This window comes from Xanthomonas sp. PPL134, from assembly GCF_040595915.1.
Taxonomy (GTDB): domain Bacteria; phylum Pseudomonadota; class Gammaproteobacteria; order Xanthomonadales; family Xanthomonadaceae; genus Xanthomonas_A; species Xanthomonas_A indica.
This window is the reverse complement of sequence record NZ_JAMDLL010000014.1, coordinates 45,002-70,060: the sequence shown is the minus strand read 5'-3', so window position 1 is coordinate 70,060 and position 25,059 is coordinate 45,002. Positions and strand designations below refer to the sequence as shown.

Below are 25,059 nucleotides of genomic sequence, written 5' to 3'. Positions count from 1 at the left end.
GCCGCAAGGATCTCTGTGCCGTCGCCACGGCCGGAACGAATGACAGGCCGGGATGGCTGTTGCTTTCTGCAGGCGCAACCGCTGCACGCGATCTAGGCTGATCGTTCGTCGTCGTAGAAGGGTGGTAACCCCGCCGGCTGACCTCGGCGCCCGCGTCGATCGATACCGTTGCTGCCTTCCGGCCCTGGCGGGGTTTTCGACCTAGCGTCGCGAGGGGCCGACGGGGCCACCATAGAGACGAAACCGCGCCAGTGGCGCGGTCTTTCCCTTTGAGTTCTTGCGCCAGCGGCGAAGCGACTCTGCGAGGGAAGCGCAATTCGAATCTGGCGGAGAGAGGGGGATTCACTCGGCATCTTCGATGCCTCGCCCTTCGGGCGGCTTCGCCGTGCAGGTGGCTACGCCACCTGTCGAACCCGGGGGTTCTCACCCCCTCCCAGGCGCCGGCGAAACTCACGCGACTGGGCCATCTCAACACTTTCAATCTGGCGGAGAGAGGGGGATTCGAACCCCCGAAGCGCGGTTTAGACGCTTACACACTTTCCAGGCGTGCTCCTTCAACCACTCGGACACCTCTCCGGGTCTTGCGCGGGCCATGCGGTCCGGGCAAGGGCGGGAATTCTAGCCGTCATGGCCGCCGTTCACAAGGCGAACCACCGCCATTGCGTGAACTGCACTCGTCTTCGCCCTGTTCATCGTCCTAGGCAGCCTTCCGCCGGAGGCGGCGCGCGCCGTGACGCCGGCTGACCCGGCGGCTGAACGATCGCGGTGGCCCGGCGTGGCACAATGGCGGTTCAGATGAAGACGGTCGCCTGATGTCCTATCTCGTTCTCGCCCGCAAGTGGCGCCCCAAGCGTTTCGCCGAGTTGGTGGGGCAGGAGCATGTGGTCCGCGCGCTCACCAACGCGCTGGACAGCGGCCGGGTGCACCACGCGTTCCTGTTCACCGGTACCCGCGGTGTCGGCAAGACCACCATCGCGCGCATCTTCGCCAAGTCGCTCAACTGCGAGCAGGGCACCAGCGCCGACCCGTGCGGTCAGTGCGCGGCCTGCCTGGACATCGATGCCGGGCGCTACATCGACCTGCTGGAGATCGACGCCGCGTCCAACACCGGCGTGGACGACGTGCGCGAGGTGATCGAGAACGCGCAGTACATGCCCTCGCGCGGGAAGTTCAAGGTCTACCTGATCGACGAAGTGCACATGCTCTCCAAGGCGGCGTTCAACGCGCTGCTGAAGACGCTGGAAGAGCCGCCGGAGCACGTGAAGTTCCTGCTCGCCACCACCGACCCGCAGAAGCTGCCGGTGACGGTGCTGTCGCGCTGCCTGCAGTTCAACCTCAAGCGCCTGGACGAGGAGCAGATCCAGGGGCAGATGACCAAGATCCTGGCCGCCGAGCAGATCGAGGTGGATGCCTCGGCGATCGTGCAACTGGCCAAGGCCGCCGACGGCAGCCTGCGCGACGGCCTGTCGCTGCTCGACCAGGCCATCGCCTACGCCGGCGGTGCGCTGCGCGACGCGGTGGTGCGGGCGATGCTGGGCACGGTCGACCGCACCCAGGTCGGGGCGATGCTCGACGCGCTGGCCGATGCCGACGGGCAGCGGTTGCTGCAGGTGGTGGCCGGCCTGGCCGAGTTCTCGCCCGACTGGGGCGGGGTGCTGGAGGCGCTGGCCGAGGCCTTGCACCGCATCCAGGTGCGGCAACTGGTGCCGGGCGCGGCCACGCCGGCGCTGGATGGCCTGGACCCGGCACCGCTGGCCGAGCGCCTGCGTCCGGAGATCGTGCAGCTGTGGTACCAGATGGCGCTGAACGGGCGTCGCGACCTGTACCTGGCGCCGAGTCCGCGCGCCGGGTTCGAGATGGCGGTGTTGCGCATGCTGGCGTTCCGCCCGATGGGGGCGGCGGCGCTGCCGGCCGGCACCACGACCGGCGCGGCTGCGCAAGGACACGGCACTGCGCCGGCCGCTGCGGCCAGTGCGCCTGCTGCGGCGACGGCGGCACCGGCGGCGGTGGCTGCCGCTGCCCCGGCGGCGCCTGCCGTTGCCGCGCCGGCGCCGGTTCCCGCTGCGCCTGTGACGGCTGCGCCCACCGTCACAGCGGCCCCGCTGGATCCGCCCTGGGATCCGCCGGCAGCACGCCCGGCGCCGCCCGCGCCCGTCGCGACGCCGGCGCCAGCGGTGGTCCCGGCCGCCGCCGCCGAACCGGAGATGGCGATGGTGCCGCCTCTGGCACCGCCGCCGCGCACCCATGCCGCCGTGTCCGACACGCCGCGCGCGCTGCACAGCGCCGAGGACTGGCTCGAACTGGTCGCCGATTGCGGGCTGAGCGGCCCGTCGCGGCAGCTCGCCGCCAATGCCGCCTTCGTCAGCCATGCCGAAGGCGTGCTGCGGCTGTCGCTGTCGCCGGGCTTCGAATACCTGCAGTCCGAGCGCTCGCTCGGCGAACTGGCCGCGGCCCTGGCCGATGCGCTGGGCCAGCGCCCGAAGATCGTCATCGAAAGCGGCATCGCGGTCGATGCCGAAACCCTGCATGAGCGCTCGCACCGGCAACGCGGCGAGCGCCAGAACGCGGCCGAGACCGCGTTCATGAACGACCCGGCGGTGCAGGCGCTGATCCAGCAGCAAGGCGCGCGGGTCGTTCCCGATTCCATCCGTCCCTACGATGAGTGAACCACGATGCGCGGCAATATCGCCCAACTGATGCAACAGGCGCAGAAGATGCAGGAAAACCTGCAGCGCGCCCAGGAAGAACTGGCCAAGCTGGAAGTCACCGGCAGCGCCGGCGGCGGCATGGTCAACGTGACCCTGACCGGCGCCAAGGAGTGCCGCAAGGTGCGGATCGATCCGAGCATCCTGGCCGACCAGGAAATGGCCGAGGACCTGATCGCCGCTGCCTTCAACGACGCCTCCAACAAGATCGACGCCGAATCCAAGGCGCGCATGGGTGCGGCCACGGCCGGCATGCCGATCCCGCCGGGCATGAAGCTGCCGTTCTGAAGGGTCGGGATTCGGGATTCGGGAGTGGGGATTCGCGGTTTTCGCCAGTGCGCTGCCTCTCCTGCCTCGGTGAATTCCCTGCGTAGGAGCGGCTTCAGCCGCGACGGGCTTTACTGTTAACGCCCGTCGCGGCTGAAGCCGCTCCTACGGAATGTCCCGCGTTCCACAAGATCGCTTGATAACGGCTTGTGGTGGTGGATAGCCCGCTGCAATCCCGAATCCCTCTATCCCCAATCCCGAATCCCCAACCACATGAGCTCGCCGCTGCTCGAACAACTGATCGATGCGTTCCGCGTGTTGCCTGGCGTCGGCCAGAAGACCGCGCAGCGCATGGCCTACCACGTGCTCGAGCGCGAGCGCGAGGGTGGGCAGCGGCTGGCCGAGCGGTTGCACGAGGCGATCGAGCGCATCGGCCATTGCGAGCAGTGCCGCGATTTCAGCGAAACCGACATCTGCGCGATCTGCGCCAGTCCCACCCGCGACCGCCAGCAGCTGTGCGCGGTGGAATCGCCGGCCGACCGGTTGGCGATCGAGCACGCCACCGGTTACCGCGGCCTGTACTTCATCCTGCAGGGCCGGCTGTCGCCGCTGGACGGCATCGGCCCGCGCGAACTGGGCCTGGACCGGCTCGGCGCGCGGCTCGCGCAGGGCGAGGTGGCGGAGCTGATCATCGCCACCAATTCCACGGTCGAAGGCGAGGCCACCGCGCATTACCTGGCGCAACTGGCGCGCCAGCACGGCGTGCGGCCGAGCCGGCTGGCGCAGGGCCTGCCGCTGGGCGGTGAACTGGAGTACGTGGATCGCGGCACGCTGTCGCATGCCTTCGGCAGCCGCAGCGAAGTGCCGCGCGCCGGCGCCGGCGAGTGACGCCGCACGCGGCTGCGGCGCGAGGCCGAATTGGGCTATAACGGCGGCCCCTTCTTTCGTTCCGGGCGCGCTCCATGGACACCATCTTCGGCAAGATCATCCGTCGCGAAATTCCGGCCAGCATCGTCTACGAGGACGACGCCGTGCTCGGCTTCAAGGACATCGCGCCGCAGGCGCCGGTGCATGTGCTCTTCATTCCCAAGCAGGTGGAGATTCCGACCCTGGACGACCTGGCGCCGGAGCAGGCGACCCTGGTCGGCCGGCTGGTGCTGGCCGCGGCCAGCTATGCGCGCGAGCAGGGCCTGGCCCAGGACGGCTACCGGGTGGTGATCAACTGCCGCGAGCACGCCGGGCAGACGGTGTTCCATCTGCACCTGCATCTGCTCGCCGGCGCGCCGCTGGGACGCTTCGGCACGCCCTGAGTCGCGTGGCCGGCGCCAACCGGCAGGCATAAAAAAACGCCGCTGGATCAGCGGCGTTTTTCGTTGCGGCGAACGCGGTGGGCTTACCACCAGCCCCAGCGCGGGCCCCACGGACCCCACGGGCCGCCCCAGGGGCCGTACGGGTAGGCGGGTACCACTTCGACCTGGCGCACCACCGGCCACAGGTAGACCACGTCCGCGTCCATCTTCGGCAGGCGGTAGTCGTACTCGCCGATGCGGGTGTTGTCGTAGCCGGACACGTGGCCGATGAAGGTCACCTCGCGGCCGGGTTCGAACACCGCCGGGTCGTAGAAGCCGGCGCGGCAGGCGATGAAGCGGCCATCGCTGGCATCGGCCGCATCGCTGTCCGGGCGGCCGCTGGCATTGAGCGGACGCGACAGCATCTGGAAGCAGGTCTGGCCCTGGCCGGGGGTGGTCTTGATGATCTTGCCGCCCCAGCGCACCGGCGCGCCGGCCTGCTGGCCTGCGACCGAGTCGCGCGGGCTGACGGGCGCGAACTGGCCCTGCAGCGGCTTGGGGGCGGTGGCGCAGGCGCCAAGCGCCAACGCAGCGATCACGGGGAACAGCAGGCGAATCTTCATCGGGATGCTCCAGTGGGCGGACGGTGCCTGCGCAGGTCGCGCAACAATGAAGCGCTGTCCGAATCAGCGCCAGCGTAGCGCGCATCGGCGAAACGCCGGCTGAGCGGAATCAGGCTCGCATCGCCGGTTTCCCGCTGCACGCGCGCCGCCCATGCCAGCGCCGGTTCGTGCGGTTCGCGGCCCTGGCCGCGCTTGGCGTAGCGCCGGCCCAGGCCGCGCCAGGCACGCAGCAAGGGATCGCGCTCGCGCTCGCCACGGGCCAGCCACCACGCCATCGCGCCGAGCAGCAGCGCGGCGAACCCGGCGAACAGCGCCACCAATTGGCCGGGATCCAGCCGGGCGATGCCGAACTGGCTGAGCAGGCGCTGCTGGCGGTTGGCGTCGAAGGACAGCACCAGGTCGTTCCAGCCGCGCCGCGCCCAGTCGGCGAGGTCGCGCCAGCGCCAGTCGGCGTCGCCGCCCTGCGCGCCGGCGCCGTTGCCGAGGCGGTCCTCGAGGGTGTCGTAGATGCGTTCCGGCGCCACCGCCGCGGTCGGATCCACCCGCACCCAGCCGCGTTGCGGCAGCCACACCTCGGCCCAGGCGTGCGCGTCCATGCGCCGCACCACCCAGTAGCCGCCGAACGGGTTGCGGGTGCCGCCGGCATAGCCGGTGACCACCCGCGCGGGAATGCCGGCGCCACGCATCAGCACCACGAACGCCGAACTGAAGTGTTCGCAGAACCCGGCCTTCTGCTGGAACAGGAACTCGTCCACGCCGTTGCGGCCGGGCAGCGGCGTCTGCAGGGTATAGGCGAAGTCGCGGCGGATCCATTGCAGGGCGCGGGCGACGATCGCCGCGTCGTCGGCGCCGGCCTGCTGCCGCCATTGCCGGGCCAGCGCCAGGGTACGCGGGTTGTAGCCGGGCGGCAGCGCCAGCGCGCGCTGGCGCTGCGCTGCGTCCAGATCGGCCTCGACCCGCTGCGGCGGCGCCGAGCGCAGCCGCCAGCGGGTCAGTGCGCTGAGCGGGCGCTCGGTCTGCAGCACCGCGTCGGCGCTGAGCCGGGTGCCGGCCGGCGCCTGCAGCGGCAGGTCCAGCGCGACCAGTTGCCGGCGGTCGGTCGGTTCCACTTCGAGCTGGTAGTCCCAGCCGCCTGGTGCGAGTTGGATCGGGGGTGCCGGCGCGAAGACGTTGTCGCGGCGCGCACGCCAGGTGCGGCCGTCGAAATCCCACAGCACCGGGCCCCGCCAGTAGCGCTGCGCCGGGGCCGGCACCGGGCCGAAGAACTGCACGCGCAGCGCCGGGGTGTCGTCGGCCATCAGGTCCAGCCATTGCCCCGGACTCATCGTGTCCGACAGGCCGGGACGGCCCATGGCACGTTCCGGCACACCCCACAGCGGCGAGCCCAGCCGCGGGAACAGCCAGAACGCGGCCAGCGCCAGCGGCAGGCCCAGCGCCAGCAGGCGGCCGACGCCGCGCAGTTGCCCGCGCAGCGGCCGGCGCGTGCTGTGGCCTTCCTGGTCGGCCAGGCGCTGCATGCACAGCAGCGCCGCGATCACCGCCGCCAGCCCCAGCGCCATCGTCACCGGCCCCTGGTCGAGCAGGAATGCGGCGAACGGCGCGAACAGGGCGAAGCCGAGCAGGCTGCGCGCATCGCGCAGGCTCTTCAGTTCCGATGGTTTGATCGCCAGCATCGCGGCCAGCAGCGCGCAGCCGGTGTCGCGGCCGAAGCGCAGGCCGACCTGCCAGTACAGCGCCGCGAGCATCAGCGCGACCAGGGCCAGGCGCAGCAGCGCCGGCATCGGCCGCCACGCCGAACTGGCGCCGATCAGCAGCGCCGACAACGCGATCAGCCAGGCCAGCGTCGCGGGCAACTGCAGCAGCAGCGGCAGCAAGGCCAGCAGCGCCGCGCCCAGCGCCCAGGCGCGGCTGGCGGCATGCAGCGCGGGCGAGCGCGGCTCAGCCATGCGGCAGCAGCGCCAGCGCGCGCAGGCACAGGTGCCGGTGCTGCGGGCCGCGGCCCGGGCCCAGCGCCGGCTGCCCCGGCAGCAGCAGGCGGTAGCGGCGACCGTCGCGTTCGGCCTCCTCGACCCAGCGCGCCAGTCGTGCGATGCGGCGTTCGTGCGGCAAGGCCGGCAGCGTGCGCCAGTCCAGCACCACGTCCACGCCGATCGGGCGTTCGTACTCGCGCACCAGCAGGGTGTCGCGGCGTGCCGAGTGCTTCCAGGCGATCGCCCGTGGCGCATCGCCGGCGCGGTAGGGACGCAACTGGTGCAGTTCCTCGCCGAGCGCGTGCAGGCGAGTCTGGGTCGGGGTGCCGGCGCCGGCCGGCAGCGGCGGGCCATCGGCTTCCGGTTGCGGATAGACCAGCAGCGCAGTGTCCGGCCAGAACCAGGCCCAGGCGCGCAGCAGGCCCAGCGGCTGGGTGGTGGAGACCTGCACGCGCTGCAGGTCGAGCCAGCCGCGGCGCTCGGTGGGCACTTCCAGGTCGGCTTCGTTGCGGTCGTCGCGGTGCAGGTCCAGGTAGGTGTGCGCATCCCCGTGGCGCACGCGCAGGCCGCGTCGGCGGCGGCCGTCGGCGGTGGCCAGCGCCAGCCGCAGGCGCAGCGGTTGCCCGGCGGCGACCGGTTCGGCCGACAGCGCCTCCAGCCGCAGTCCGGACAATTGCAGGTGGGCGACGATGGCGCTGGCCATCGCGGCCGCGCCGAGCAGCATCGCCAGCAGCAGCGCCGGGTTGTTGTTGTAGTTCAGCGCGCCGAGCAGCATTGCCGCCAGCAGCAGTGCCAGGAAGCCGCCGAAGGGCGTCGGCAGGATGTAGATGCGGCGCCGGTCCAGATGCACCGGCAGGGCTTCCGGTGCGCGCGGCGAGGCCAACTGCGCCAGTCGCTGCCGCCAGTCGCGCCGCCCGCCCGGCATCGGCGTCAGTCCACCGCGACGCTGTGCAGGATCGCCTTGGCCAGTGCCTGGCCGGAGGCCGATTCCTGCTCGGCCACCAGGCGGTGTTCGGCCACGGCCACGAACAGCGCCTGCACGTCGTCGGGCAGCACGTGCCCGCGCCCGAGCAGCAGCGCATGCGCCTTGGCCGCGCGCAGCAGGGCGATGCCGGCGCGCGGCGACAGCCCCACGCGCACGCCGGGATGCTGCCGGCTGCGCGCCAGCAGCGCCTGCACGTAACCGACCAGCGCCTCGCTGGCGTGGATCTGTTCCACGCTCTGCCGCAGGGTGGCCATGTCGGCCTCGCCGAGCAGCGGCTGCGCCTGCGCGATCAGGTCGCGGCGGTCGCTGCCGCTGAGCAGCGCGCGTTCGGCCTCGGCGTTGGGATAGCCCAGCGCCAGGCGGAGCAGGAAGCGGTCCAGTTGCGAGTCGGGCAGGGGGAAGGTGCCCGACAGGTCCACCGGGTTCTGCGTGGCGATGACGAAGAACGGCGACGGCAGCGGATGGGTGGTGCCGTCGAGGGTGACCTGCTGCTCGGCCATCGCTTCCAGCAGCGCGCTCTGCGTGCGCGGCGGCGCGCGATTGATCTCGTCGGCGAGCAGCACGTGGGTGAACACCGGGCCCGGATGGAACTGGAACTGGCGCGACTGCGCGTCGTACACCGACACGCCGAGCACGTCGGCCGGCAGCAGGTCGGAGGTGAACTGCACGCGTTGGAACCCCAGTCCCAGGCTCGCCGCCAGCGCATGCGCCAGCGTGGTCTTGCCCAGGCCGGGCAGGTCCTCGATCAGCAGATGTCCGCCGGACAGCAGGGCGACAAAGGCCATGCGCACCTGTTGCGGCTTGCCCAGGACCAGCGCGTTGACCTGCTGCTGGGCGCGCGTGAGCGCCTCGCGCAACGTATCGGTTAGCATTTCCGGCAAGCGGAGCGGAGTAGGCATCGCAGTCTCGCAACGGTTTCAGGGAGTGTACGGGCAATGCAAGGGGAACAACGTGCACGCAGTGTCTTCATCGTGCTGTGGACGCTCGTCACCGCCGCCAAACTGCTGGTCGCCGCGCGCCTGCCGTTGTTCGTCGACGAGGCATTCTATTGGCAGGAAGGCCAGCACCTGGCGCTGGCCTACTCGGACCTGCCCGGGCTGACCGCATGGCTGGCGCGGCTGGGCGTGGCGCTCGGCGGCGACCATCTGCTGGCGCTGCGCGCGCCATTCCTGCTGCTGGGCGCGGCCCTGCCCTGGCTGATCGCACGCATCGCCACGCGCTGGTTCGGCGCGGTGGCGGGCTGGCGCGCCGGCAGCCTGGTGTTGCTGATGCCGCTGTCCGGCACCCTGGGCATCCTGGCGCTGCCGGACGTGCCGATGGCGCTGGCGACGATCCTGTGCATCGACGCCACGGCGCGGCTGCTGCGCCAGACCGAGGCGCTGAGCGCGGTGGAGCTGGCGCTGGGCCTGGTCATCGGCGCACTGAGCCATTACCGCTTCGTCGGCGTGATCGGCGTCGGCGCGATCGCGCTGCTGCTGATCCCGCAGGGCCGGCGCATGCTGCGCGATCCGCAGGTGTGGGTGGCGCTGGCGCTTGGCATGGTGGCCTGGTTGCCGCTGCTGGCCTGGAACGCGGACAACGGCGAGGCCGGTCTCAAGTTCCAGTTGGTCGACCGCCATCCCTGGAGCTTCCAGCCCGCCGGCATCGCCTTCCTGCTGATCCAGTTGCTGCTGGTCACGCCGCTGCTGGCGGTGGCGATGACCAAGGTGGCGCTGATGGCCACGCGCGGCGGCAGCAGCGGCACGCGCGTGCAGTGGCGCTACTTCGGCCTGCTCGGCGGCGTGTCCACGCTGGGCATCTTCCTGCTCGGGTTCTTCACCGACGCCGAGCGGGTCAGCTTCCACTGGCCGCTGCCGGGCTATCTGGCGCTGCTGATCGCCACGCCGGTGATCCTCAACGGCTGGAGCAAGCCGCTGCGCCGCGCCACCTGGCTGCTGGCCGGGCTCGGCCTGGTCGGCGCGTTCGGCTACTACCTGGCGGTGTCGGTGCCGGCGGTGCGCGAGCACACCGCCGGCGACAAGTACTACCCGCGCAACTTCGCCGGCTGGCGGCCGTTGGCCAGCGCGGTGCGTCGCGAACTGGCGACCATGCCGCGCGGTACCCAGGTGCTGGCGGACAACTTCAAGGTCGGCGCCGAACTCGGCTTCGAACTGCGCGACCCGAACATCCAGGTGCTGCCGCATCCGTTGAACGACAAGCACGGGCGTAGCGCGCAACTGCAGCAGTGGGGACTGCTCAGCGACGGCCGCCGCGACGGTCCGCGGCTGCTGGTGCTCTCGCCCAGCGACATGAAGTACCGGCTGCTGCTGCAGCGCTACCACGCGGTCTGCGACCTGGTCGGCCCGCTGCCGCCGCCGCGGGTGGTGTCCAGCGACCACGGCAGCCAGCGCTTCCTGCTGTTCGCGCTGCCGGCGCAGCGCGCGACCGGCCCGTGCACCACGCCGGCGATGGCCTGGTTCAACACCCCGGACGTGGACGCCAGCGTCGGCCATCGCTTCGACGTCTCCGGCTGGGCGTTCAAGGACGGGGTCGGGATCGACCGCGTCGAGGTGCTGCTCGACGGCAAGGTCGCGGCGCAGGCGCATTACGGCGACTTCTACGACGTCACCAAGTTCTGGAAGATCTCCACCGATCCGGGCCATCCGAACATCGGCTTCCGTGCCACCGTCGATGCCGGCGGCCTGGCGCCGGGCACGCACTGGCTGGGCCTGCGCCTGCACGGCCGCGACGGCAGCGTCGAGGATTGGTGGGAACAACCGATCGTGCTGCGCCCGCACTGAGCCGGGGCGTCTCGTCGCTTCCCGAGGATGCGGCGTTTGGTCTGGAGCGGCTGCCAGGCCAAACCCGAGGGGCCGGAGTTACGCGCGTGGCCGTGCCATCGCGACGTCCACTTCCTCATGCTTGTCGCTGCAGGCGCGCGCAACGTGCTCGGGGAGCGATGATCCGCCCTAGAATGGCGCGCCTTTCCACGCCGTCGCGCAGGACCGCACGCCGCCCATGTCCAGTTCCCCTTCCGAACGCCCCGCGGCCGCGCCGCGGATCGCGGTGCTGGTGCCGTGCCACAACGAAGCGGCCACCATCGGCCAGGTCGTGGCCGATTTCGCCGCGCATCTGCCCGGAGCGCGCATCCACGTGTTCGACAACAACTCCAGCGACGCCACCATCGCCCGGGCGCGTGCGGCGGGCGCGGTGGTGCGCGAGGTCGCGCTGCAGGGCAAGGGCAACGTGGTGCGGCGCCTGTTCGCCGACATCGAGGCCGACGTCTACGTGCTGGTCGACGGCGATGCGACCTACGATGCGGCGATGGCGCCGGCGCTGGTCGAGCGCCTGCTGCACGACGGCCTGGACATGGTGGTCGGGGCGCGCCGCAGCGACGCGGCGGCCGCCTACCGCGCCGGCCATCGCACCGGCAACGTGCTGCTGACCCGCTGCGTGGGTTTCCTGTTCGGGCGCAGCTTCGACGACATGCTGTCCGGCTACCGGGTGTTCTCGCGGCGCTACGTGAAGTCGTTTCCCGCGCATGCCGCCGGCTTCGAGACCGAGACCGAACTGGCGGTGCACGCGCTGCAACTGCGCATGCCGGTGGCCGAGGTGGACACCGCCTACGGGGCGCGTCCGGAAGGGTCGCAGAGCAAGCTGCGCACCTGGCACGACGGCACCCGCATCCTGTTGACCATCCTGCGCCTGTTCAAGACCGAGCGGCCCTTGCTGTTCTTCTCGCTGGGTTTCGGCGCCTGCGTGCTGCTGGCACTGGGGCTGGCGGTGCCGTTGTTGCAGACTTACCTGCAGACCGGCCTGGTGCCGCGTTTCCCCACCGCGATCCTGTGCTCGGCGCTGGTCCTGCTCGGCGTGCTGCTGCTGGCCTGCGGACTGATCCTGGACACGGTCACGCGCGGTCGCATCGAGGCCAAGCGCCTGGCCTATCTGGCGATCCCGGCCTGGCCGGTGGATGCGCAGGGTGCGCAGCGGAGCGACGCCGCATGAGTGCCACCATTGCTAATGCAGCGACGCCCCGCGCCACGCGCCGCCAGCGCCTGCTGGCCGCGCTGGATCGCCGCTTCGCCTTCCACAGCCGCGGCAACGTGATCGCCGCCGGCGTGGCGGTCGCGCTGCTGGGCGGACTGCTGTCGCTGTGGCTGGGCCAGGACGCCAACTGGGACCTGCGCAACTACCACCTGTACAACGGCTACGCCGCACTGCACGGCCGCCTCGGCATCGACCTGGCGCCGGCGCAGATGCAGAGCTACTTCAATCCGCTGCTGGACGTGCTGCATTACGCGCTGTTCACCGGCCTGCCGGCGCCGCTGGCCGGGTTCGCGATGGGCGTGCTGCACGCGCTGGCCTTCCTGCTGCTGGCCGGCATCGTCTGGCAGGTGCTGGACCCGCGGCTGGATCGCGCGCGGCTGGTGCCGTGGCTGGCGCTGGCCGGCCTGTGCAGCGCCGCGTTCCTGTCCGAATTCGCCGGCACCATGGCCGACAACACCAGTGCGCTGCCGGTGCTGGGCGCGTTGCTCGCCGCATTGCATGCGCAACGCCGCCAGCAGGCCATGGGGCAGGGCGTGGCGCTGGGCTGGTGGACGCTGGCCGGTGCGCTGCTCGGACTGGCGATGGCCTGCAAGTTGACCAATGCCCTGTTCGCGCTGGCCCTGGGCGTGGCCGCGCTGGTCGCCGGCGGTCGCCCGCGGCAGCGGATCGGCGGCGCCGCGGTGCTGACCGCGGTGACCCTGCTCAGCTTCGCGCTGCTGGCCGGGCCGTGGCTGCTGCGGGTGTGGCAGACCTTCGGCAACCCGCTGTTCCCGCAGTTCAACAGCCATTTCCTGGCGCCGCTGGCGCAACCGGTGGCGGTCAGCGACACGCGCTGGCTGCCGAAGACGCTGTGGGAATGGCTGACCTGGCCGCTGCAGTTCTCGCTGGCGCCGAACCGGGTCAGCGAGGTGCGCCTGCGGCAACTGGTGTGGCCGCTGCTGTATCTGCTGGGCCTGGTCGCGCTGCTGCGCTGGGTGCTGCGGCGCCCGCGCACCTCGGCGTCCGTCGAGGTGGTCGCGCCGGCCTGGCGCGCGGTGTTGGTGTTCGTGCTGGTCGCGTTCCTCGCCTGGCAGGCGGTCTTCAGCATCCAGCGCTACCTGGTGGTGCCGGAACTGCTGGCGCCGCTGCTGCTGTGGGTGGGGCTGCGGCGGCTGTTGCCGGCGCGCATCGCCGCTCCGGCGGCGCGCTGGACCCTGATCGCCTGTGCGGCCTTTGCGCTGTACGGCTGGGGCGAGTGGGGGCACGAGCGCTGGGCGCGCGAGGCGTTCCGGGTGCAGGCGCCGCCGATGCCGCAGCCCGAACGCAGCCTGGTGCTGCTGGTCGGCGATGCACCGGAGTCCTGGCGCATCCCGTTCCTGCCCGAACAGGCGGCCTACGCGTCGGTCGCCTCCAATTTCCCGGAAACCCCGGCCTACGCCGCGCGGGTACGCGAGATGCTGGCGGCGCGCGGGCAGGGCTACGCGATGCTGCCGGCGGAAGTGGACCGCAATGTCGAGCGTCTGCAGCGGCTCAATGCGGTGGCCGCGCGCCTGGGCCTGGATCGCGGCCCCGACTGCGCGCTGATGCGGCGGCTGGCGCATCGCCCGGTGCGCGCGGGCGTGGACGTCGATGCCGGTCGCTGCCGCTGGGTGCTGCTGCCGGAGCGTGCCGTGGATGTGGCCGCTGCGGACCGCCAGACCCAGGCGCTGGCCGCGCAGCAACTGGCGCGCTACGGCCTGGCGCTGCAGCCGGGGTCCTGTCAGCTCCACCAATCCTGGGTCGGGCAGGCGCGCTTCCCGTACCAGTGGTGCCGGCTGCAGTGAGCTAGGGGAGGAGGTAGCCGGCCTCGCGCAGCAGTTCGGACAGTGCGATCAGTGGCAGGCCGATCAGCGCGGTCGGGTCCTGGTTGCGGATCGCGCGGAACAGGCTGATGCCCAGGCCTTCGCACTTGAAGCTGCCGGCGCAATCGAGCGGCTGTTCGACGGCGACGTAGCGGGCGATGGCGTCGGGCTGCAGGTCGCGGAACTGGACCTCGGTGAGGTCGCAGGCCTGCAGCGTGCGCGTGCCGCGTTGCAGGCATACGGCGGTATGGAAACGCACGCTGCGCCCGGACATGGCCGCCAGCTGCGCGTGCGCCGCGGCCACCTCGCCGGGCTTGCCCAGCGGTCGGCCATCCAGTTCGGCGACCTGGTCCGAGCCGATCACCCAGGCCTCCGGGATACTGGCCGCGACCGCCGCGGCCTTGGCTGCCGCCAGCCGCTGCGCCAGCGCCAGCGGCGCTTCGCCGGGCAGCGAGGTCTCGTCGACCTGGGGGCGCACGCACTCGAAGGGCAGGCGCAGCCGCTGCAGCAGTTCGCGGCGGTAGGCGGAGGTGGAAGCCAGGATCAGCGGCGGCATCGGCGGTGGGGCAGGGCGGCGGCGGGCCGGGGCCGGCAGTCTGCGGCGGCCGGCGCGGACCGGCAAGCCAACCCGGGACCGGGTTGGGGCGGTTTGACAGGGGCGCCTGTAGTCCTTAACATTCTGCGGCTTATGTCCGCGAACGTGCCCGAACTGTTGGATGCCTGGCGGATGGTCGCAGCGCGCAGGGTCTTCGAAGACCGCCTGCCGCTCTCGGCGATGACCCGTCTGCAAGGCAGCCTGGCCGACACCGAAGGCGAATGCCGCTACACGCTGGAATTCGGCCGCGACGCTGTACTGCAAGTGTCCTATGTCGAACTGAAGATCGAAACCGAGCTGCCGCTGATCTGCCAGCGCAGCCTGCAGCGCTTCCTGCTGCCGGTGTCGAGCGTACAGCGGCTGGGGCTGATCCGCAGCGAGGAAGAAGAAGCCGCGCTGCCGCCGGATCACGAGGCCTTGCTGGTGCCGGAAGACGGCATGCTGCGGCCGGCCGATCTGGTCGAGGACGAACTGGTGCTGGCGGTACCGCTGGTGCCGGTGGCGCCCGGAAGCGAGGCGGTCGATCGCGACTGGCCGGCGACCGAGGAAGAAACGAGCAAGGTCAACCCGTTCGCGGCGTTGGCGGCGCTGAAGAAACAGTAGCGGTCGGTCCGCCTGCCGCTGCCTGAGGTTGTTGCCGGACGCGCGCGTCCTGCGCGACGTAATGACGACAGATGTAAACGAACCGAGTTTGGAGCAATCCCATGGCTGTGCAGAAATCCCGTGTCACCCCGTCCCGCCGCGGCCAGCGCCGTTCGCATGACGCCCTCAGCGCCAAGCAGCTGTCGACCGATCCGACCAGCGGCGAGATCCACCTGCGCCACCACGTCACCGCCGACGGTTACTACCGTGGCAAGAAGGTGATCGCCACCAAGACCGCGCAGGTCGAAGAAGATTGATCCGTGCCCGTCCACCGCGCTGCGGCGGACGGAGTCACCCATCTTCACAGGCCGCGCCGCACCGGGGCGGCCTGCGTAACAGGCAACAGGAACCAGCATGAGCAAGCGGATCTATTCCAGGATCGCGGGCACCGGCAGCTATTTGCCTGAAAAAGTGTTGACCAACGACGATCTGTCGCAGATGGTCGACACCAGCGACGAATGGATCCGCAGCCGTACCGGCATCCGCGAGCGGCACATCGCCGCCCCTGGCCAGACCGCCGGCGATCTGGGCTACGAGGCCGCGCTGAAGGCGATCGAAGCCGCCGGCATCGATGCCTCCGAACTCGACATGATCGTGGTCGGCACCACCACGCCGGACCTGATCTTCCCGTCCACCGCCTGCCTGATCCAGGCGCGGCTGGGGGCGGTCGGCTGCCCGGCGCTGGACGTCAACGCGGCCTGCTCCGGCTTCGTCTACGCGCTCAGCGTGGCCGACAAGTTCATCCGCAGCGGCGACGCCAAGACCGTGCTGGTGATCGGCACCGAAACCCTCAGTCGCATCGTCGATTGGACCGAGCGCACCACCTGCGTGCTGTTCGGCGACGGCGCTGGCGCGGTGGTCCTGCGCGCCGACGACGATACCGGCATCCTCAGCACCCATCTGCATGCCGACGGCAGCAAGAAGGAACTGCTGTGGAATCCGGTCGGCATCGCCACTGGCCTGGGCGACGGCACCGGCGACCCGGCCGCCGGCGGCATCCAGATGAAGGGCAGCGAGGTGTTCAAGTACGCGGTAAAGGCGCTGGACGCGGTGGTCGACGAGACCCTCGAGGCCAACGGGCTGGACAAGCACGACCTGGACTGGCTGATCCCGCACCAGGCCAACCTGCGCATCATCGAAGCCACCGCCAAGCGCCTGGACCTGCCGATGGAGCAGGTGGTGGTGACGGTGGACATCCACGGCAACACCTCCTCCGCCTCGGTGCCGATGGCGCTGGACGTGGCGGTGCGCTCGGGCCGCGTGCAGCGCGGTCAACTGCTGCTGCTGGAAGCCTTCGGCGGCGGCTTCACCTGGGGCTCGGCGCTGCTGCGCTACTGAGCCTGTCTCCGCGCCCGGCGCCGTTGGCGGCGTCGTGGTGCGCGATGCCGATGCGGTGCGCCGTCTCCACGACGCGCGGCACCGCGCTGCCCACACCGCATTCTCATGACGCCGGCGCGTCTGGCGCGTGCACCACGGCGCGCAGTCGCGCGCGGCTGTGTCTCGCGCTGCGCCCGTGGGTGCCGTCCTTCCGCGACGGCATGCTCGCGCGCGACATGCGCGATGCGGCCGACATGGCCGGCCGCACGCGTGGGTGCGTTTTGCGATGCCGGCTGGGCATCGAGCCGCGCCCGTCTGGCCTACACGCGCCGCCTCGTCGTCGCCATCCGCTGCCACCGCGCTGCCCCGCACGCGCCTTCGCACTGCCCTGCGCTCGCGTGCGTCCCGCGCGCCACCCGGTGACACCGAGCGCCGCCGAGCGAGGCGCTGCCGGCGGCGCGCGATGGGTCAACCGTCGTGTCACATACGCCCGGGTACAGACGCCCGGCCGGTTTCGCCCGTATCATCCCCGCTCGATTTTCGCAGGGCCAACCGCGTGACCGATTCCACACTCGCCTTCGTCTTCCCCGGCCAGGGTTCGCAATCGCTGGGCATGCTGGCCGAACTGGCCGAATTGCATCCGCAGCTGCGCGACAGCTTCGCCGAAGCCTCCGAGGGCGCCGGCGTGGACCTGTGGGCGCTGAGCCAGGGCGGCCCGGAAGAGATGCTCAACCGCACCGAGTACACCCAGCCGGCGCTGCTGGCCGCGAGCGTGGCGCTGTGGCGGCTGTGGCTGGCCGAGGGCGGGGCGCGTCCGGCGCAGCTGGCCGGGCACAGCCTGGGCGAGTACAGCGCCCTGGTCGCCGCCGGTGCCTTGTCGCTGCACGACGGCGCGCACCTGGTGCGGCTGCGCGGGCAACTGATGCAGGACGCCGCGCCGGCCGGCGTGGGCGCCATGGCCGCCGTGCTCGGCGCCGAGGACGCGCTGGTCGAAGAGGTCTGCGCGCAGGCCGCGGGTAGCCAGGTGGTGGTGCCGGCCAACTACAACTCGCCGGGGCAGGTGGTGATCGGCGGCGATGCCGCGGCGGTCGACCGTGCGCTGGCGCTGCTGGCCGAGCGCGGCGTGCGCAAGGCGGTGAAGCTGGCGGTCAGCGTGCCCTCGCACACCCCGCTGATGCGCGAGGCGGCCAACCGTCTGGCCGAGGCGATGCGCGGACTGGCCTGGCAGGCGCCGCAGCTGCCGGTGGTGCAGAACGCCGATGCGCAGGTGCACGAGGGCGTCGAGGCGATCCGCCAGGCGCTGGTCGAGCAGTTGTACCTGCCGGTGCGCTGGACCGGTTGCGTACAGGCGCTGGCCGCCGGCGGCGCCACCCGCCTGGCCGAGTGCGGCCCGGGCAAGGTGCTGACCGGGCTGGTCAAGCGCATCGACAAGTCGCTCGACGGCCGCGCCCTGGGCACGCCCGCCGAGTTCGCCGGCGCGCGCGAGGCCTGGGCCTCCTGATCGCCGGTCGCCGCGCGGTGCGTGTTTCGCCCGCGCCGGCCTCCTTCCTTCCCTCGGCGCGAATGCGCCGTCCTTCTCCAAGGAAACGCAGATGAGCAAGCCATTGCAGGGCGAGATCGCGCTGGTCACCGGCGCCAGCCGCGGGATCGGCGCCGCCATCGCCGACGAACTGGCCGCGCAGGGCGCCAACGTCATCGGCACCGCCACCTCCGACGCCGGCGCGCAGGCGATCGGCGCACGCCTGGCCGCCCACGGCGGCCAGGGCCGCGCGCTGGACGTCACCGACGGTGCCGCGGTCGAGGCGCTGATCGAGGCGATCGCCAAGGAATTCGGCCCGGTCTCGATCCTGGTCAACAACGCCGGCATCACCCGCGACAACCTGCTGATGCGGATGAAGGACGACGACTGGCAAGCGATCATCGACACCAACCTGACCAGCGTGTTCCGCACCTCCAAGGCGGTGCTGCGCGGCATGATGAAGGCGCGCAAGGGCCGAATCGTCAACATCGCCTCGGTGGTCGGTGTGACCGGCAACCCGGGCCAGACCAACTACGCCGCGGCCAAGGCCGGCATCATCGCCTTCTCCAAGTCGATGGCCAAGGAGATCGGTTCGCGCGGCATCACCGTCAACGTGGTCGCACCGGGCTTCATCGATACCGACATGACCAAGGCCTTGCCGGAGGCACAGCGCGCCGCGCTGATGCAGCAGATCGCACTCGGACAGTTCGGCCAGCCGTCCGATATCGCCCATGCGGTGGCGTTCCTGGCCGGCCCCGGTGCCGGCTACATCACCGGCGAAACCCTGCACGTGAACGGCGGGATGTACATGCCGTGAGCCTGCGGCGCAGCGGACGCGCCTAAGTGGCTGATCGGCCGGCATTTGTGCAGCGATGCAAGGGCCAGTCGGTTTCCACTACACTATCCAACGCGGCCATCGCAGCCCGATGGCGTTTTGTGAGTCCCTCAGGAGTACTGCACATCCATGTGCGGGATCCTCAACTCGAACCACCACTACTCCATCTGGAGCGATATCCCAATGAGCACCATCGAAGAACGCGTCAAGAAAATCGTCGTCGAACAGCTCGGCGTCAAGGAAGAAGAAGTCACCAACAACGCATCGTTCGTCGATGACCTGGGTGCCGACTCGCTGGACACCGTCGAGCTGGTGATGGCCCTGGAAGAAGAGTTCGAGTGCGAAATTCCGGACGAAGAAGCCGAGAAGATCACCTCGGTGCAGCAGGCCATCGACTACGTCAAGGCGCACGTCAAGAGCTGATGCTGCGTCCTCGATCGCCATCGGCGCCTGCGTGGGCCCGATGCGCGTGACAATCCCATGGGGCCGCGCATGCGGCCCTGTGTTTTTACAGCGTCAAGGCCGCGCGTATCGCGGTGAGGAGATTTCGCAATGAGCCGTCGTGTCGTCGTAACCGGCATGGGCCTGGTGTCGCCGTTGGGCAATGACCTGGCCAGCAGTTGGGAAGGGATCGTCAACGGACGCTCCGGCATCGGCCCGATCACCCAGATCGATGCGTCTCAGTTCACCACCAAGATCGCCGGCGAGATCAAGGATTTCGATCCGACCAAATTCATCTCGTCCAAGGACGCGCGCAAGATGGATTCGTTCATCCATTACGGCGTCGGTGCCTCGTTCATGGCACTGGACGATTCCGGTCTGGAGATCACCGAGGCCAATGCCGAGCGCATCGGCGCGATCCTCGGCTCCGGCATCGGTGGCCTGCTCGGCATCGAGGAACAGACCGTCAAATTCCACGAGGGCGGCGCGCGCAAGATCTCGCCGTTCTATGTGCCCAGCACCATCATCAACATGCTGCCGGGCCAGGTGAGCCTGATCAAAGGGCTGAAGGGGCCGACCTTCTCCGCGGTCTCGGCCTGCGCCACCTCCAACCATTCCATCGGCACCGCGATGCGCATGATCCAGCACGGCGACGCCGACGTGATGCTGGCCGGCGGCGCCGAGCGCGGCTCCTCGCCGACCTCGGTGGGCGGCTTCTGCTCGATGAAGGCGATGTCCACCCGCAACGACGATCCCGCCGCGGCCTCGCGGCCGTGGGACAAGGAGCGCGACGGCTTCGTGCTCGGCGACGGCGCCGGCGTGCTGGTGCTGGAAGAGTACGAACACGCCAAGGCGCGCGGTGCGCGCATCTACGCCGAGCTGGTCGGTTTCGGCGCCAGTTCCGACGCCTTCCACATGACCGCCCCGAGCGAGGACGGCGAAGGCGCCGCGCGCAGCATGGTGGCGGCGATGAAGGACGCCAAGCTCAACCCGGACCAGATCGACTACCTCAACGCGCACGGCACCTCCACGCCGTTGGGCGACCTGGCCGAGACCCTGGCGATGAAGCGCGCGCTCGGCGACCACGCCTACAAGACCATGGTCAGCTCCACCAAGTCGATGACCGGCCACCTGCTCGGCGCCGCCGGCGGTGCCGAAGCGATCTTCTCGGTGATGGCGATCCATGCCGGCATCATTCCGCCGACCATCAACCTGCACGAGCCGGGCGAAGGTTGCGACCTGGACTACGTGCCGAACGTGGCGCGCGAGAAGCAGATCGACGTGGCGATGTCCAATGGGTTCGGCTTCGGCGGGACCAACGGGACGTTGGTGTTCAAGCGGGTCTGAGGGCCGGGATTGGGGAATCGGGAATCGGGAATCGTCACAGCCGGCGCCTCACTCCCGTCGCGCGTGTCCATGCATCGAGTGGCGCGCGTGAGGTCCGCGCGCGTTGCTGCGGTCTCGCTTAGAGCGCGTCTGGCGATGCCTTCCGTTTCCTGACGTTTCTTTCATTCTTCCAGCGGAGCTTCGATGCTGCGTACCGTTCCCTTGCCGGCCGAGGTCGATCTGCTGGCGCTGCATCGCCTGGCGCCGCAGCGGTATCCGGTGCTGCTGGAATCGGCGGCCTCGGGGACGGCGCAGGGGCGCTGGGATCTGCTGCTGGTCGCCGACGGGCAGGGCCTGCGGCTGGATCGCGATGGCGTCACCCGCGCGTTGGATGGCGCGGTGGTCGCCGGCGATTTCCTCGATGCGCTGGATGCGCGCTGGCAGGCCGAACGCTGCGAACGCGACGAACCGCGCTGGCCGTTCCGCGGCGGCTGGGCGCTGCTGCTGGATTACGAACTGGCCGCGCAGGTGGAGCCGGTATTGCAACTGCCGGCCTCCGCTGCGACCACGCCTGCGGCGCTGGCCTTGCGCTGTCCTGCCGCATTGCTGCGCGACCATGTGAGCGGCGACTGCGTGGCGCTGGCCGAGCCCGCGCATGTGGCGCTGCTGGAGGCCGTGCTCGCCGATCTGCAGGCGCTGCCCGCAGCCGCTCCGGCGCCCGCTTGGCAGGCGCCGACGGCGATCGAGGAAGACCCGCCGCAGCGCTTCGTCGACGGCGTGCGCCGCATCCTCGACTACCTGCGCGCCGGCGACGTGTTCCAGGTCAACCTGTCGCGGCGCTGGTCGGCGCGCTTCGCCGCGCCGCTGGCGCCGGCCGCGCTGTACGCGCAACTGCGCCGCGCCAACCCGGCGCCGTTCGCCGGCCTGTTCGTCGGCCACGGCCGCGCCGTGGTCAGTTCCTCGCCGGAACGGCTGGTGTCGGTACGCGGCGACGTGGTCGAGACCCGTCCGATCGCCGGCACCCGCGCACGTGCGCCGGGCGACGACGAGGCCGCGCGCATCCGCGAACTGGTCGGGCATCCCAAGGAGCGCGCCGAGCACGTGATGCTGATCGACCTGGAGCGCAACGACCTGGGGCGGATCTGCGTGCCGGGCAGCGTCGAGGTCGACGAACTGATGACCGTGGAAAGCTATGCCCACGTGCACCACATCGTCAGCAACGTGCGCGGCCGGCTGCGCGCGGGCACCACGCCTGGCGAGACGATTCGCGCCACCTTCCCCGGCGGCACCATCACCGGCTGCCCCAAGGTGCGCTGCATGCAGATCATCGCCGAGCTGGAGCAGACCCCGCGTGGCGCCTACACCGGCGCGTTCGGCTGGCTCAACCGCGACGGCGACATGGACCTGAACATCCTGATCCGCACCGCCGAGGTGGACGGCGCGCAGGTGCAGTTCCGTACCGGCGCCGGCATCGTGTTCGATTCGGACCCGGCGCGCGAACTCGACGAGACCCGGGCCAAGGCGCGCGGCCTGCTGCGCGCGCTGGAACCTTGAGCGGGGCGACGCGATACCGGGCGGCGCCGGCCGCGCGGTATCCTGCACGCCATTGACGTCGTTTCGAGGTGGCCGTGGCTTGGGCTAAACGCGGGTGTCTGACCCTGCTGGGAACATTGCTGGTGCTGGCACTGCTGGTGGCCGCGGCCGGCGCCTGGTGGTGGCACAGTTATCGCGCCTTCGCCGAGCAGCCGCTGCGGGCGACCCAGCCCAGCGTGGAAGTGGCGCGCGGCGCCTCGCTCAACGGCGTGCTGCGCAAGCTGCGCTCCGCCGGTGTGACCCAGGGCAGCGACCTGCAATGGCAGGTGCTGGCGCGCGAACTGGGCGTGGCCGGCAAGCTCAAGTTCGGCGAGTACGCGCTGCAGCCGGCGCTGAGCCCGCGCGAGCTGCTGCTGCGCATGCGCAAGGGCCAGGTGATCCAGTACCGCTTCACCATCGTCGACGGCTGGAACGTGCGCCAGTTGCGCAGCGCCTTGAACGCGGCCACGCCGCTGGTGCACACCACCGCCGACCTCAGCGACAGCGAACTGATGGCCAAGCTCGGCCAGCCCGGCCAGCACCCGGAAGGCCGCTTCCTGCCCGAGACCTATCTCTACCAGCGCGGCGACACCGACCTGCAGCTGCTGCGCCGCGCGCATGCGGCGATGGACAAGGCGCTGGCCGACGCCTGGGACGCGCGCGCCAAGGACCTGCCGCTGCAGTCGCCGGAGCAGGCGCTGATCCTGGCCTCGATCGTCGAGAAGGAAACCGGCCTGGCCGCCGAGCGCCCGCAGATCGCCGGCGTGTTCGTGCGCCGCTTGCAACTGGGCATGAAACTGCAGACCGACCCGACCGTGATCTACGGTATCGGCAGCGCCTACGACGGCAACATCCGCAAGCGCGACCTGGAGACCGATACGCCGTACAACACCTACACCCGCACCGGCCTGACCCCGACCCCGATCGCCATGCCCGGGCGCGAGGCGCTGCGTGCCGCCACCAACCCGGCGCCCGGCGACAGCCTGTACTTCGTGGCCATCGGCGACGGCAGCGGGGCGCATGCGTTTTCCTCCAACTACGCCGAGCACAACGCGGCGGTGGCGCGCTACCTGCAGCGCCTGCGCCAGGCGCGCAACGACGCGGCGGTGTCGCCATGAGCGAGGCCGTGCTGCGCCACCATCGCTTCGTCAGCCTGGAAGGCGGCGAGGGCGCCGGCAAGACCACCGCGATCAACGCGATCCGCGACTGGCTGCAGGCGCAGGGCCACGAGGTGGTGCTGACCCGCGAACCGGGCGGCACGCCGCTGGCCGAACGCATCCGCGGGCTGCTGCTGGACAAGACGCCGGGCGAGGTCGTCGAGCCGCTGGCCGCCGAGACCGAACTGCTGCTGGTGTTCGCTGCGCGCGCGCAGCACGTGCGCGAGGTGATCCGCCCGGCGCTGCAGCGCGGCGCCTACGTGGTCAGCGACCGCTTCACCGATTCCAGCTATGCCTACCAAGGCGAAGGCCGCGGCCTGGACCGCGCCTGGATCGCCGACCTGGAGCGCCGCGCGGTCGGCCTGCAGCCCGGCCTGACCCTGCTGCTGGACCTGGACGTGCAGATCGGCCGCGCCCGCACCAGCGGCCGCGACCTGTGGCCGGACCGGATCGAGAGCGAGCAGGACGATTTCTTCCAGCGCGTGCGTGCCGGCTTCCGCCAGCGCGCCGCGCAGGACCCGCAACGCTTCCGCGTCGTCGACGCCAGCCAGCCGCCGCAGGCGGTGGCGCAGGCGGTGGCCGCCGCGCTGGCGGCGTGGGTGCAGCAGCAACAGGAGCCGACGCCATGAGCGACGTGCCGTTCGCGCCGTGGCAGCAGCGCGCCTACGACCAGACCGTGGCCGCGCTCGACGCCGGCCGCCTCGGCCACGGCCTGCTGATCTGCGGGCCGGAAGGCCTGGGCAAGCGCGCAGTGGCGCTGAAGCTGGCCGCGCACGTGCTGGGCCAGGGTGAACCGGCCGCGGCCCTGCGCAGCGCGCAGCTGATCGCCGCCGGCACCCATCCCGACCTGCAGCTGATCTCGTTCATTCCCAACCGCACCGGCGACAAGCTGCGCACCGAGATCGTCATCGAGCAGGTGCGCGAGATCTCGCAGAAGCTGGCGCTGACCCCGCAGTACGGCGTGGCCCAGGTGGTGGTGGTGGACCCGGCCGACGCGATCAACCGCGCCGCCTGCAACGCGCTGCTGAAGACCCTGGAAGAGCCGCAGCCCGGCCGCTACCTGTGGCTGATCAGCGCGCAGCCCGCGCGCCTGCCGGCGACCATCCGCAGCCGCTGCCAGCGCCTGGAGTTCAAGCTGCCGCCGGCCGAGGAAGCGCTCGCCTGGCTGCTGGCCCAGGACTTCCCGGAGAAGACCGCGCGCGAAGCGCTGGACGCCGCGCGCGGCCATCCCGGCCTGGCCGCGCAGTGGCTGCGCGAGGACGGACTGAAGCTGCGCCGGCAGGTGGCCGCCGACCTGGAGCAGGTCGCCGCCGGCAAGCTCGGCACGCTGGAGGCCGCGCAGCGCTGGAGCGGCGACGACCTCGCCGAGCAGCGCCTGGGCCATGCCGCCGACTTGGCGCTGGCGCAGGCCTCGCAGGCCGGCTTGACCGACCCGGCGCGATTGCACAAGCTGGCCGCGTGGTTCGACGCCGCCAATCGCACCCGCGATCTGCTGCGCACCACCGTGCGCGCCGACCTGGCGATCGCGGAACTGTTGCTGGCCTGGCGCGATGGCGATCGCCCGGCCCGGAGAGGGGCACAACGATGAGCGCGATGAGCGGACGCCAGGGCATCCTGTCGCTGGCGGTGAAGGACAAGGCGGCGCTGTACAACGCCTACATGCCGTTCGTGAAGAACGGCGGCATCTTCGTGCCCACCCCCAAGCGTTATTTCCTCGGCGACGAGGTGTTCCTGCTGCTGACCCTGCCCGATTCCAGCGAGCGCCTGCCGGTGGCCGGCAAGGTGATCTGGGTGACCCCGGTCGGCGCCCAGGGCAACCGCGCCGCCGGCATCGGCGTGCAACTGCCGGACAACAGTGAAGGCGAGACCATCCGCACCAAGATCGAGACCCAACTGGCCGGCATCCTCAACGCCGACAAGCCCACCCAGACCATGTAGCGGCCGCGCGGCGACGTCGCGCCACGGTCCTC

Annotated in this window: 24 protein-coding genes, 1 tRNA gene and 1 other RNA gene; 19 read left to right on the top strand and 7 right to left on the bottom strand. The window is 70.8% G+C overall.

Going from position 1 to position 25,059, the window contains the following annotated elements; all coding sequences use genetic code 11:
• Window positions 1–127: 127 nt before the first annotated feature.
• An RNA gene (gene ffs, locus M3U25_RS18265) (signal recognition particle sRNA small type) lies at window positions 128–224 on the bottom strand.
• Between the two features lie 259 nt (window positions 225–483).
• Window positions 484–576, bottom strand: a tRNA-Ser gene (locus tag M3U25_RS18260).
• A gap of 236 nt (window positions 577–812) precedes the next feature.
• On the opposite strand from M3U25_RS18260, the gene dnaX reads away from it, so the two are divergent.
• The 4 genes from dnaX to M3U25_RS18240 all read left to right on the top strand — a co-directional run bounded on the left by dnaX (window position 813) and on the right by M3U25_RS18240 (window position 4,282).
• Window positions 813–2,666: a DNA polymerase III subunit gamma/tau gene (gene dnaX / locus M3U25_RS18255; protein WP_355503872.1), complete on the top strand. Its 1,854-nt coding sequence runs from the start codon at window positions 813–815 to the stop codon at window positions 2,664–2,666.
• A 6-nt stretch (window positions 2,667–2,672) separates the two neighbouring features.
• Entirely contained in the window at window positions 2,673–2,993 is a 321-nt protein-coding gene (locus M3U25_RS18250) for a YbaB/EbfC family nucleoid-associated protein (RefSeq protein ID WP_017909282.1), read from the top strand.
• Window positions 2,994–3,245: 252 nt separating this feature from the next.
• A complete protein-coding gene (gene recR, locus M3U25_RS18245; RefSeq protein WP_355503220.1) occupies window positions 3,246–3,860 on the top strand; it encodes a recombination mediator RecR in 615 nt (204 codons plus the stop codon).
• Window positions 3,861–3,934: 74 nt separating this feature from the next.
• Window positions 3,935–4,282: a histidine triad nucleotide-binding protein gene (locus tag M3U25_RS18240; protein ID WP_010342491.1), complete on the top strand. Its 348-nt coding sequence runs from the start codon at window positions 3,935–3,937 to the stop codon at window positions 4,280–4,282.
• Window positions 4,283–4,365: 83 nt separating this feature from the next.
• On the opposite strand, the gene M3U25_RS18235 is transcribed toward M3U25_RS18240, so the two are convergent.
• From M3U25_RS18235 to M3U25_RS18220, 4 genes are read right to left on the bottom strand one after another with little or no spacing between them, the layout of a single operon-like run.
• Window positions 4,366–4,884 (bottom strand): Slp family lipoprotein, encoded by a 519-nt coding sequence (locus M3U25_RS18235; protein WP_017914772.1) that lies wholly within the window; start codon window positions 4,882–4,884, stop codon window positions 4,366–4,368.
• Window positions 4,881–6,830, bottom strand: coding sequence for a DUF3488 and transglutaminase-like domain-containing protein (locus M3U25_RS18230; protein ID WP_355503223.1), 1,950 nt, complete (start codon window positions 6,828–6,830; stop codon window positions 4,881–4,883). Before M3U25_RS18230 ends, M3U25_RS18235 begins: the two co-directional genes overlap by 4 nt.
• Window positions 6,823–7,779, bottom strand: coding sequence for a DUF58 domain-containing protein (locus tag M3U25_RS18225; protein ID WP_355503225.1), 957 nt, complete (start codon window positions 7,777–7,779; stop codon window positions 6,823–6,825). Before M3U25_RS18225 ends, M3U25_RS18230 begins: the two co-directional genes overlap by 8 nt.
• Before the next feature lie 5 nt (window positions 7,780–7,784).
• Window positions 7,785–8,738 (bottom strand): MoxR family ATPase, encoded by a 954-nt coding sequence (locus M3U25_RS18220; protein ID WP_160946385.1) that lies wholly within the window; start codon window positions 8,736–8,738, stop codon window positions 7,785–7,787.
• Window positions 8,739–8,774: 36 nt separating this feature from the next.
• Between M3U25_RS18220 and M3U25_RS18215 the strand changes: the two genes are divergently transcribed.
• From M3U25_RS18215 to M3U25_RS18205, 3 genes are all read left to right on the top strand, one after another.
• The gene (locus tag M3U25_RS18215) at window positions 8,775–10,619 is read left to right on the top strand and encodes a glycosyltransferase family 39 protein (protein WP_355503228.1); all 1,845 of its coding nucleotides are present in this window, start codon (window positions 8,775–8,777) and stop codon (window positions 10,617–10,619) included.
• Between the two features lie 217 nt (window positions 10,620–10,836).
• Entirely contained in the window at window positions 10,837–11,823 is a 987-nt protein-coding gene (locus tag M3U25_RS18210) for a glycosyltransferase family 2 protein (RefSeq protein WP_242161379.1), read from the top strand.
• Window positions 11,820–13,667, top strand: a complete 1,848-nt coding sequence (locus M3U25_RS18205; RefSeq protein WP_242161381.1) for a glycosyltransferase 87 family protein — start codon at window positions 11,820–11,822, stop codon at window positions 13,665–13,667. The genes M3U25_RS18210 and M3U25_RS18205 overlap by 4 nt, the downstream gene beginning before the upstream one ends.
• A 1-nt stretch (window position 13,668) precedes the next feature.
• On the opposite strand, the gene M3U25_RS18200 is transcribed toward M3U25_RS18205, so the two are convergent.
• On the bottom strand, window positions 13,669–14,241 hold the full coding sequence (locus M3U25_RS18200; RefSeq protein ID WP_355503231.1) for a Maf family nucleotide pyrophosphatase: 573 nt from the start codon (window positions 14,239–14,241) through the stop codon (window positions 13,669–13,671).
• A 132-nt stretch (window positions 14,242–14,373) separates the two neighbouring features.
• On the opposite strand from M3U25_RS18200, the gene M3U25_RS18195 reads away from it, so the two are divergent.
• From M3U25_RS18195 to M3U25_RS18140, 12 genes are all read left to right on the top strand, one after another.
• On the top strand, window positions 14,374–14,883 hold the full coding sequence (locus tag M3U25_RS18195) for a YceD family protein (protein ID WP_010342480.1): 510 nt from the start codon (window positions 14,374–14,376) through the stop codon (window positions 14,881–14,883).
• A 101-nt stretch (window positions 14,884–14,984) separates the two neighbouring features.
• Window positions 14,985–15,179 (top strand): 50S ribosomal protein L32, encoded by a 195-nt coding sequence (gene rpmF, locus M3U25_RS18190; RefSeq protein ID WP_010342479.1) that lies wholly within the window; start codon window positions 14,985–14,987, stop codon window positions 15,177–15,179.
• A 97-nt stretch (window positions 15,180–15,276) separates the two neighbouring features.
• Window positions 15,277–16,260 carry a beta-ketoacyl-ACP synthase III gene (locus M3U25_RS18185; RefSeq protein ID WP_242161386.1) on the top strand — a complete coding sequence of 328 codons (984 nt, stop codon included), beginning with the start codon at window positions 15,277–15,279 and terminating at the stop codon, window positions 16,258–16,260.
• A 535-nt stretch (window positions 16,261–16,795) separates the two neighbouring features.
• A complete protein-coding gene (fabD, locus tag M3U25_RS18180; RefSeq protein ID WP_043092930.1) occupies window positions 16,796–17,740 on the top strand; it encodes an ACP S-malonyltransferase in 945 nt (314 codons plus the stop codon).
• 91 nt (window positions 17,741–17,831) lie between these two features.
• The gene (gene fabG / locus M3U25_RS18175) at window positions 17,832–18,575 is read left to right on the top strand and encodes a 3-oxoacyl-ACP reductase FabG (RefSeq protein ID WP_355503235.1); all 744 of its coding nucleotides are present in this window, start codon (window positions 17,832–17,834) and stop codon (window positions 18,573–18,575) included.
• Between the two features lie 201 nt (window positions 18,576–18,776).
• Window positions 18,777–19,016, top strand: coding sequence for an acyl carrier protein (acpP, locus tag M3U25_RS18170; protein WP_010342475.1), 240 nt, complete (start codon window positions 18,777–18,779; stop codon window positions 19,014–19,016).
• A 129-nt stretch (window positions 19,017–19,145) separates the two neighbouring features.
• The gene (fabF, locus tag M3U25_RS18165) at window positions 19,146–20,381 is read left to right on the top strand and encodes a beta-ketoacyl-ACP synthase II (RefSeq protein WP_010342474.1); all 1,236 of its coding nucleotides are present in this window, start codon (window positions 19,146–19,148) and stop codon (window positions 20,379–20,381) included.
• Between the two features lie 183 nt (window positions 20,382–20,564).
• Entirely contained in the window at window positions 20,565–21,914 is a 1,350-nt protein-coding gene (locus M3U25_RS18160) for an aminodeoxychorismate synthase component I (RefSeq protein ID WP_355503238.1), read from the top strand.
• 68 nt (window positions 21,915–21,982) lie between these two features.
• Window positions 21,983–23,050, top strand: a complete 1,068-nt coding sequence (gene mltG / locus M3U25_RS18155) for an endolytic transglycosylase MltG (RefSeq protein WP_355503240.1) — start codon at window positions 21,983–21,985, stop codon at window positions 23,048–23,050.
• On the top strand, window positions 23,047–23,718 hold the full coding sequence (gene tmk / locus M3U25_RS18150; RefSeq protein WP_242161396.1) for a dTMP kinase: 672 nt from the start codon (window positions 23,047–23,049) through the stop codon (window positions 23,716–23,718). The genes mltG and tmk overlap by 4 nt, the downstream gene beginning before the upstream one ends.
• Window positions 23,715–24,677 carry a DNA polymerase III subunit delta' gene (locus tag M3U25_RS18145; RefSeq protein ID WP_160946373.1) on the top strand — a complete coding sequence of 321 codons (963 nt, stop codon included), beginning with the start codon at window positions 23,715–23,717 and terminating at the stop codon, window positions 24,675–24,677. Before tmk ends, M3U25_RS18145 begins: the two co-directional genes overlap by 4 nt.
• Window positions 24,674–25,027, top strand: a complete 354-nt coding sequence (locus M3U25_RS18140) for a PilZ domain-containing protein (protein ID WP_010342469.1) — start codon at window positions 24,674–24,676, stop codon at window positions 25,025–25,027. Before M3U25_RS18145 ends, M3U25_RS18140 begins: the two co-directional genes overlap by 4 nt.
• Window positions 25,028–25,059: the final 32 nt, after the last annotated feature.

Excerpts from the sequence above, each read along its gene's own strand:
- dnaX (WP_355503872.1), top strand. The coding sequence starts at position 813 with ATGTCCTATCTCGTTCTCGCCCGCAAGTGGCGCCCCAAGCGTTTCGCC.
- M3U25_RS18250 (WP_017909282.1), top strand. The coding sequence starts at position 2,673 with ATGCGCGGCAATATCGCCCAACTGATGCAACAGGCGCAGAAGATGCAG.
- recR (WP_355503220.1), top strand. The coding sequence starts at position 3,246 with ATGAGCTCGCCGCTGCTCGAACAACTGATCGATGCGTTCCGCGTGTTG.
- M3U25_RS18240 (WP_010342491.1), top strand. The coding sequence starts at position 3,935 with ATGGACACCATCTTCGGCAAGATCATCCGTCGCGAAATTCCGGCCAGC.
- M3U25_RS18235 (WP_017914772.1), bottom strand. The coding sequence starts at position 4,884 with ATGAAGATTCGCCTGCTGTTCCCCGTGATCGCTGCGTTGGCGCTTGGC.
- M3U25_RS18230 (WP_355503223.1), bottom strand. The coding sequence starts at position 6,830 with ATGGCTGAGCCGCGCTCGCCCGCGCTGCATGCCGCCAGCCGCGCCTGG.
- M3U25_RS18225 (WP_355503225.1), bottom strand. The coding sequence starts at position 7,779 with ATGCCGGGCGGGCGGCGCGACTGGCGGCAGCGACTGGCGCAGTTGGCC.
- M3U25_RS18220 (WP_160946385.1), bottom strand. The coding sequence starts at position 8,738 with ATGCCTACTCCGCTCCGCTTGCCGGAAATGCTAACCGATACGTTGCGC.
- M3U25_RS18215 (WP_355503228.1), top strand. The coding sequence starts at position 8,775 with ATGCAAGGGGAACAACGTGCACGCAGTGTCTTCATCGTGCTGTGGACG.
- M3U25_RS18210 (WP_242161379.1), top strand. The coding sequence starts at position 10,837 with ATGTCCAGTTCCCCTTCCGAACGCCCCGCGGCCGCGCCGCGGATCGCG.
- M3U25_RS18205 (WP_242161381.1), top strand. The coding sequence starts at position 11,820 with ATGAGTGCCACCATTGCTAATGCAGCGACGCCCCGCGCCACGCGCCGC.
- M3U25_RS18200 (WP_355503231.1), bottom strand. The coding sequence starts at position 14,241 with ATGCCGCCGCTGATCCTGGCTTCCACCTCCGCCTACCGCCGCGAACTG.
- M3U25_RS18195 (WP_010342480.1), top strand. The coding sequence starts at position 14,374 with ATGTCCGCGAACGTGCCCGAACTGTTGGATGCCTGGCGGATGGTCGCA.
- rpmF (WP_010342479.1), top strand. The coding sequence starts at position 14,985 with ATGGCTGTGCAGAAATCCCGTGTCACCCCGTCCCGCCGCGGCCAGCGC.
- M3U25_RS18185 (WP_242161386.1), top strand. The coding sequence starts at position 15,277 with ATGAGCAAGCGGATCTATTCCAGGATCGCGGGCACCGGCAGCTATTTG.
- fabG (WP_355503235.1), top strand. The coding sequence starts at position 17,832 with ATGAGCAAGCCATTGCAGGGCGAGATCGCGCTGGTCACCGGCGCCAGC.
- acpP (WP_010342475.1), top strand. The coding sequence starts at position 18,777 with ATGAGCACCATCGAAGAACGCGTCAAGAAAATCGTCGTCGAACAGCTC.
- fabF (WP_010342474.1), top strand. The coding sequence starts at position 19,146 with ATGAGCCGTCGTGTCGTCGTAACCGGCATGGGCCTGGTGTCGCCGTTG.
- M3U25_RS18160 (WP_355503238.1), top strand. The coding sequence starts at position 20,565 with ATGCTGCGTACCGTTCCCTTGCCGGCCGAGGTCGATCTGCTGGCGCTG.
- tmk (WP_242161396.1), top strand. The coding sequence starts at position 23,047 with ATGAGCGAGGCCGTGCTGCGCCACCATCGCTTCGTCAGCCTGGAAGGC.
- M3U25_RS18145 (WP_160946373.1), top strand. The coding sequence starts at position 23,715 with ATGAGCGACGTGCCGTTCGCGCCGTGGCAGCAGCGCGCCTACGACCAG.
- M3U25_RS18140 (WP_010342469.1), top strand. The coding sequence starts at position 24,674 with ATGAGCGCGATGAGCGGACGCCAGGGCATCCTGTCGCTGGCGGTGAAG.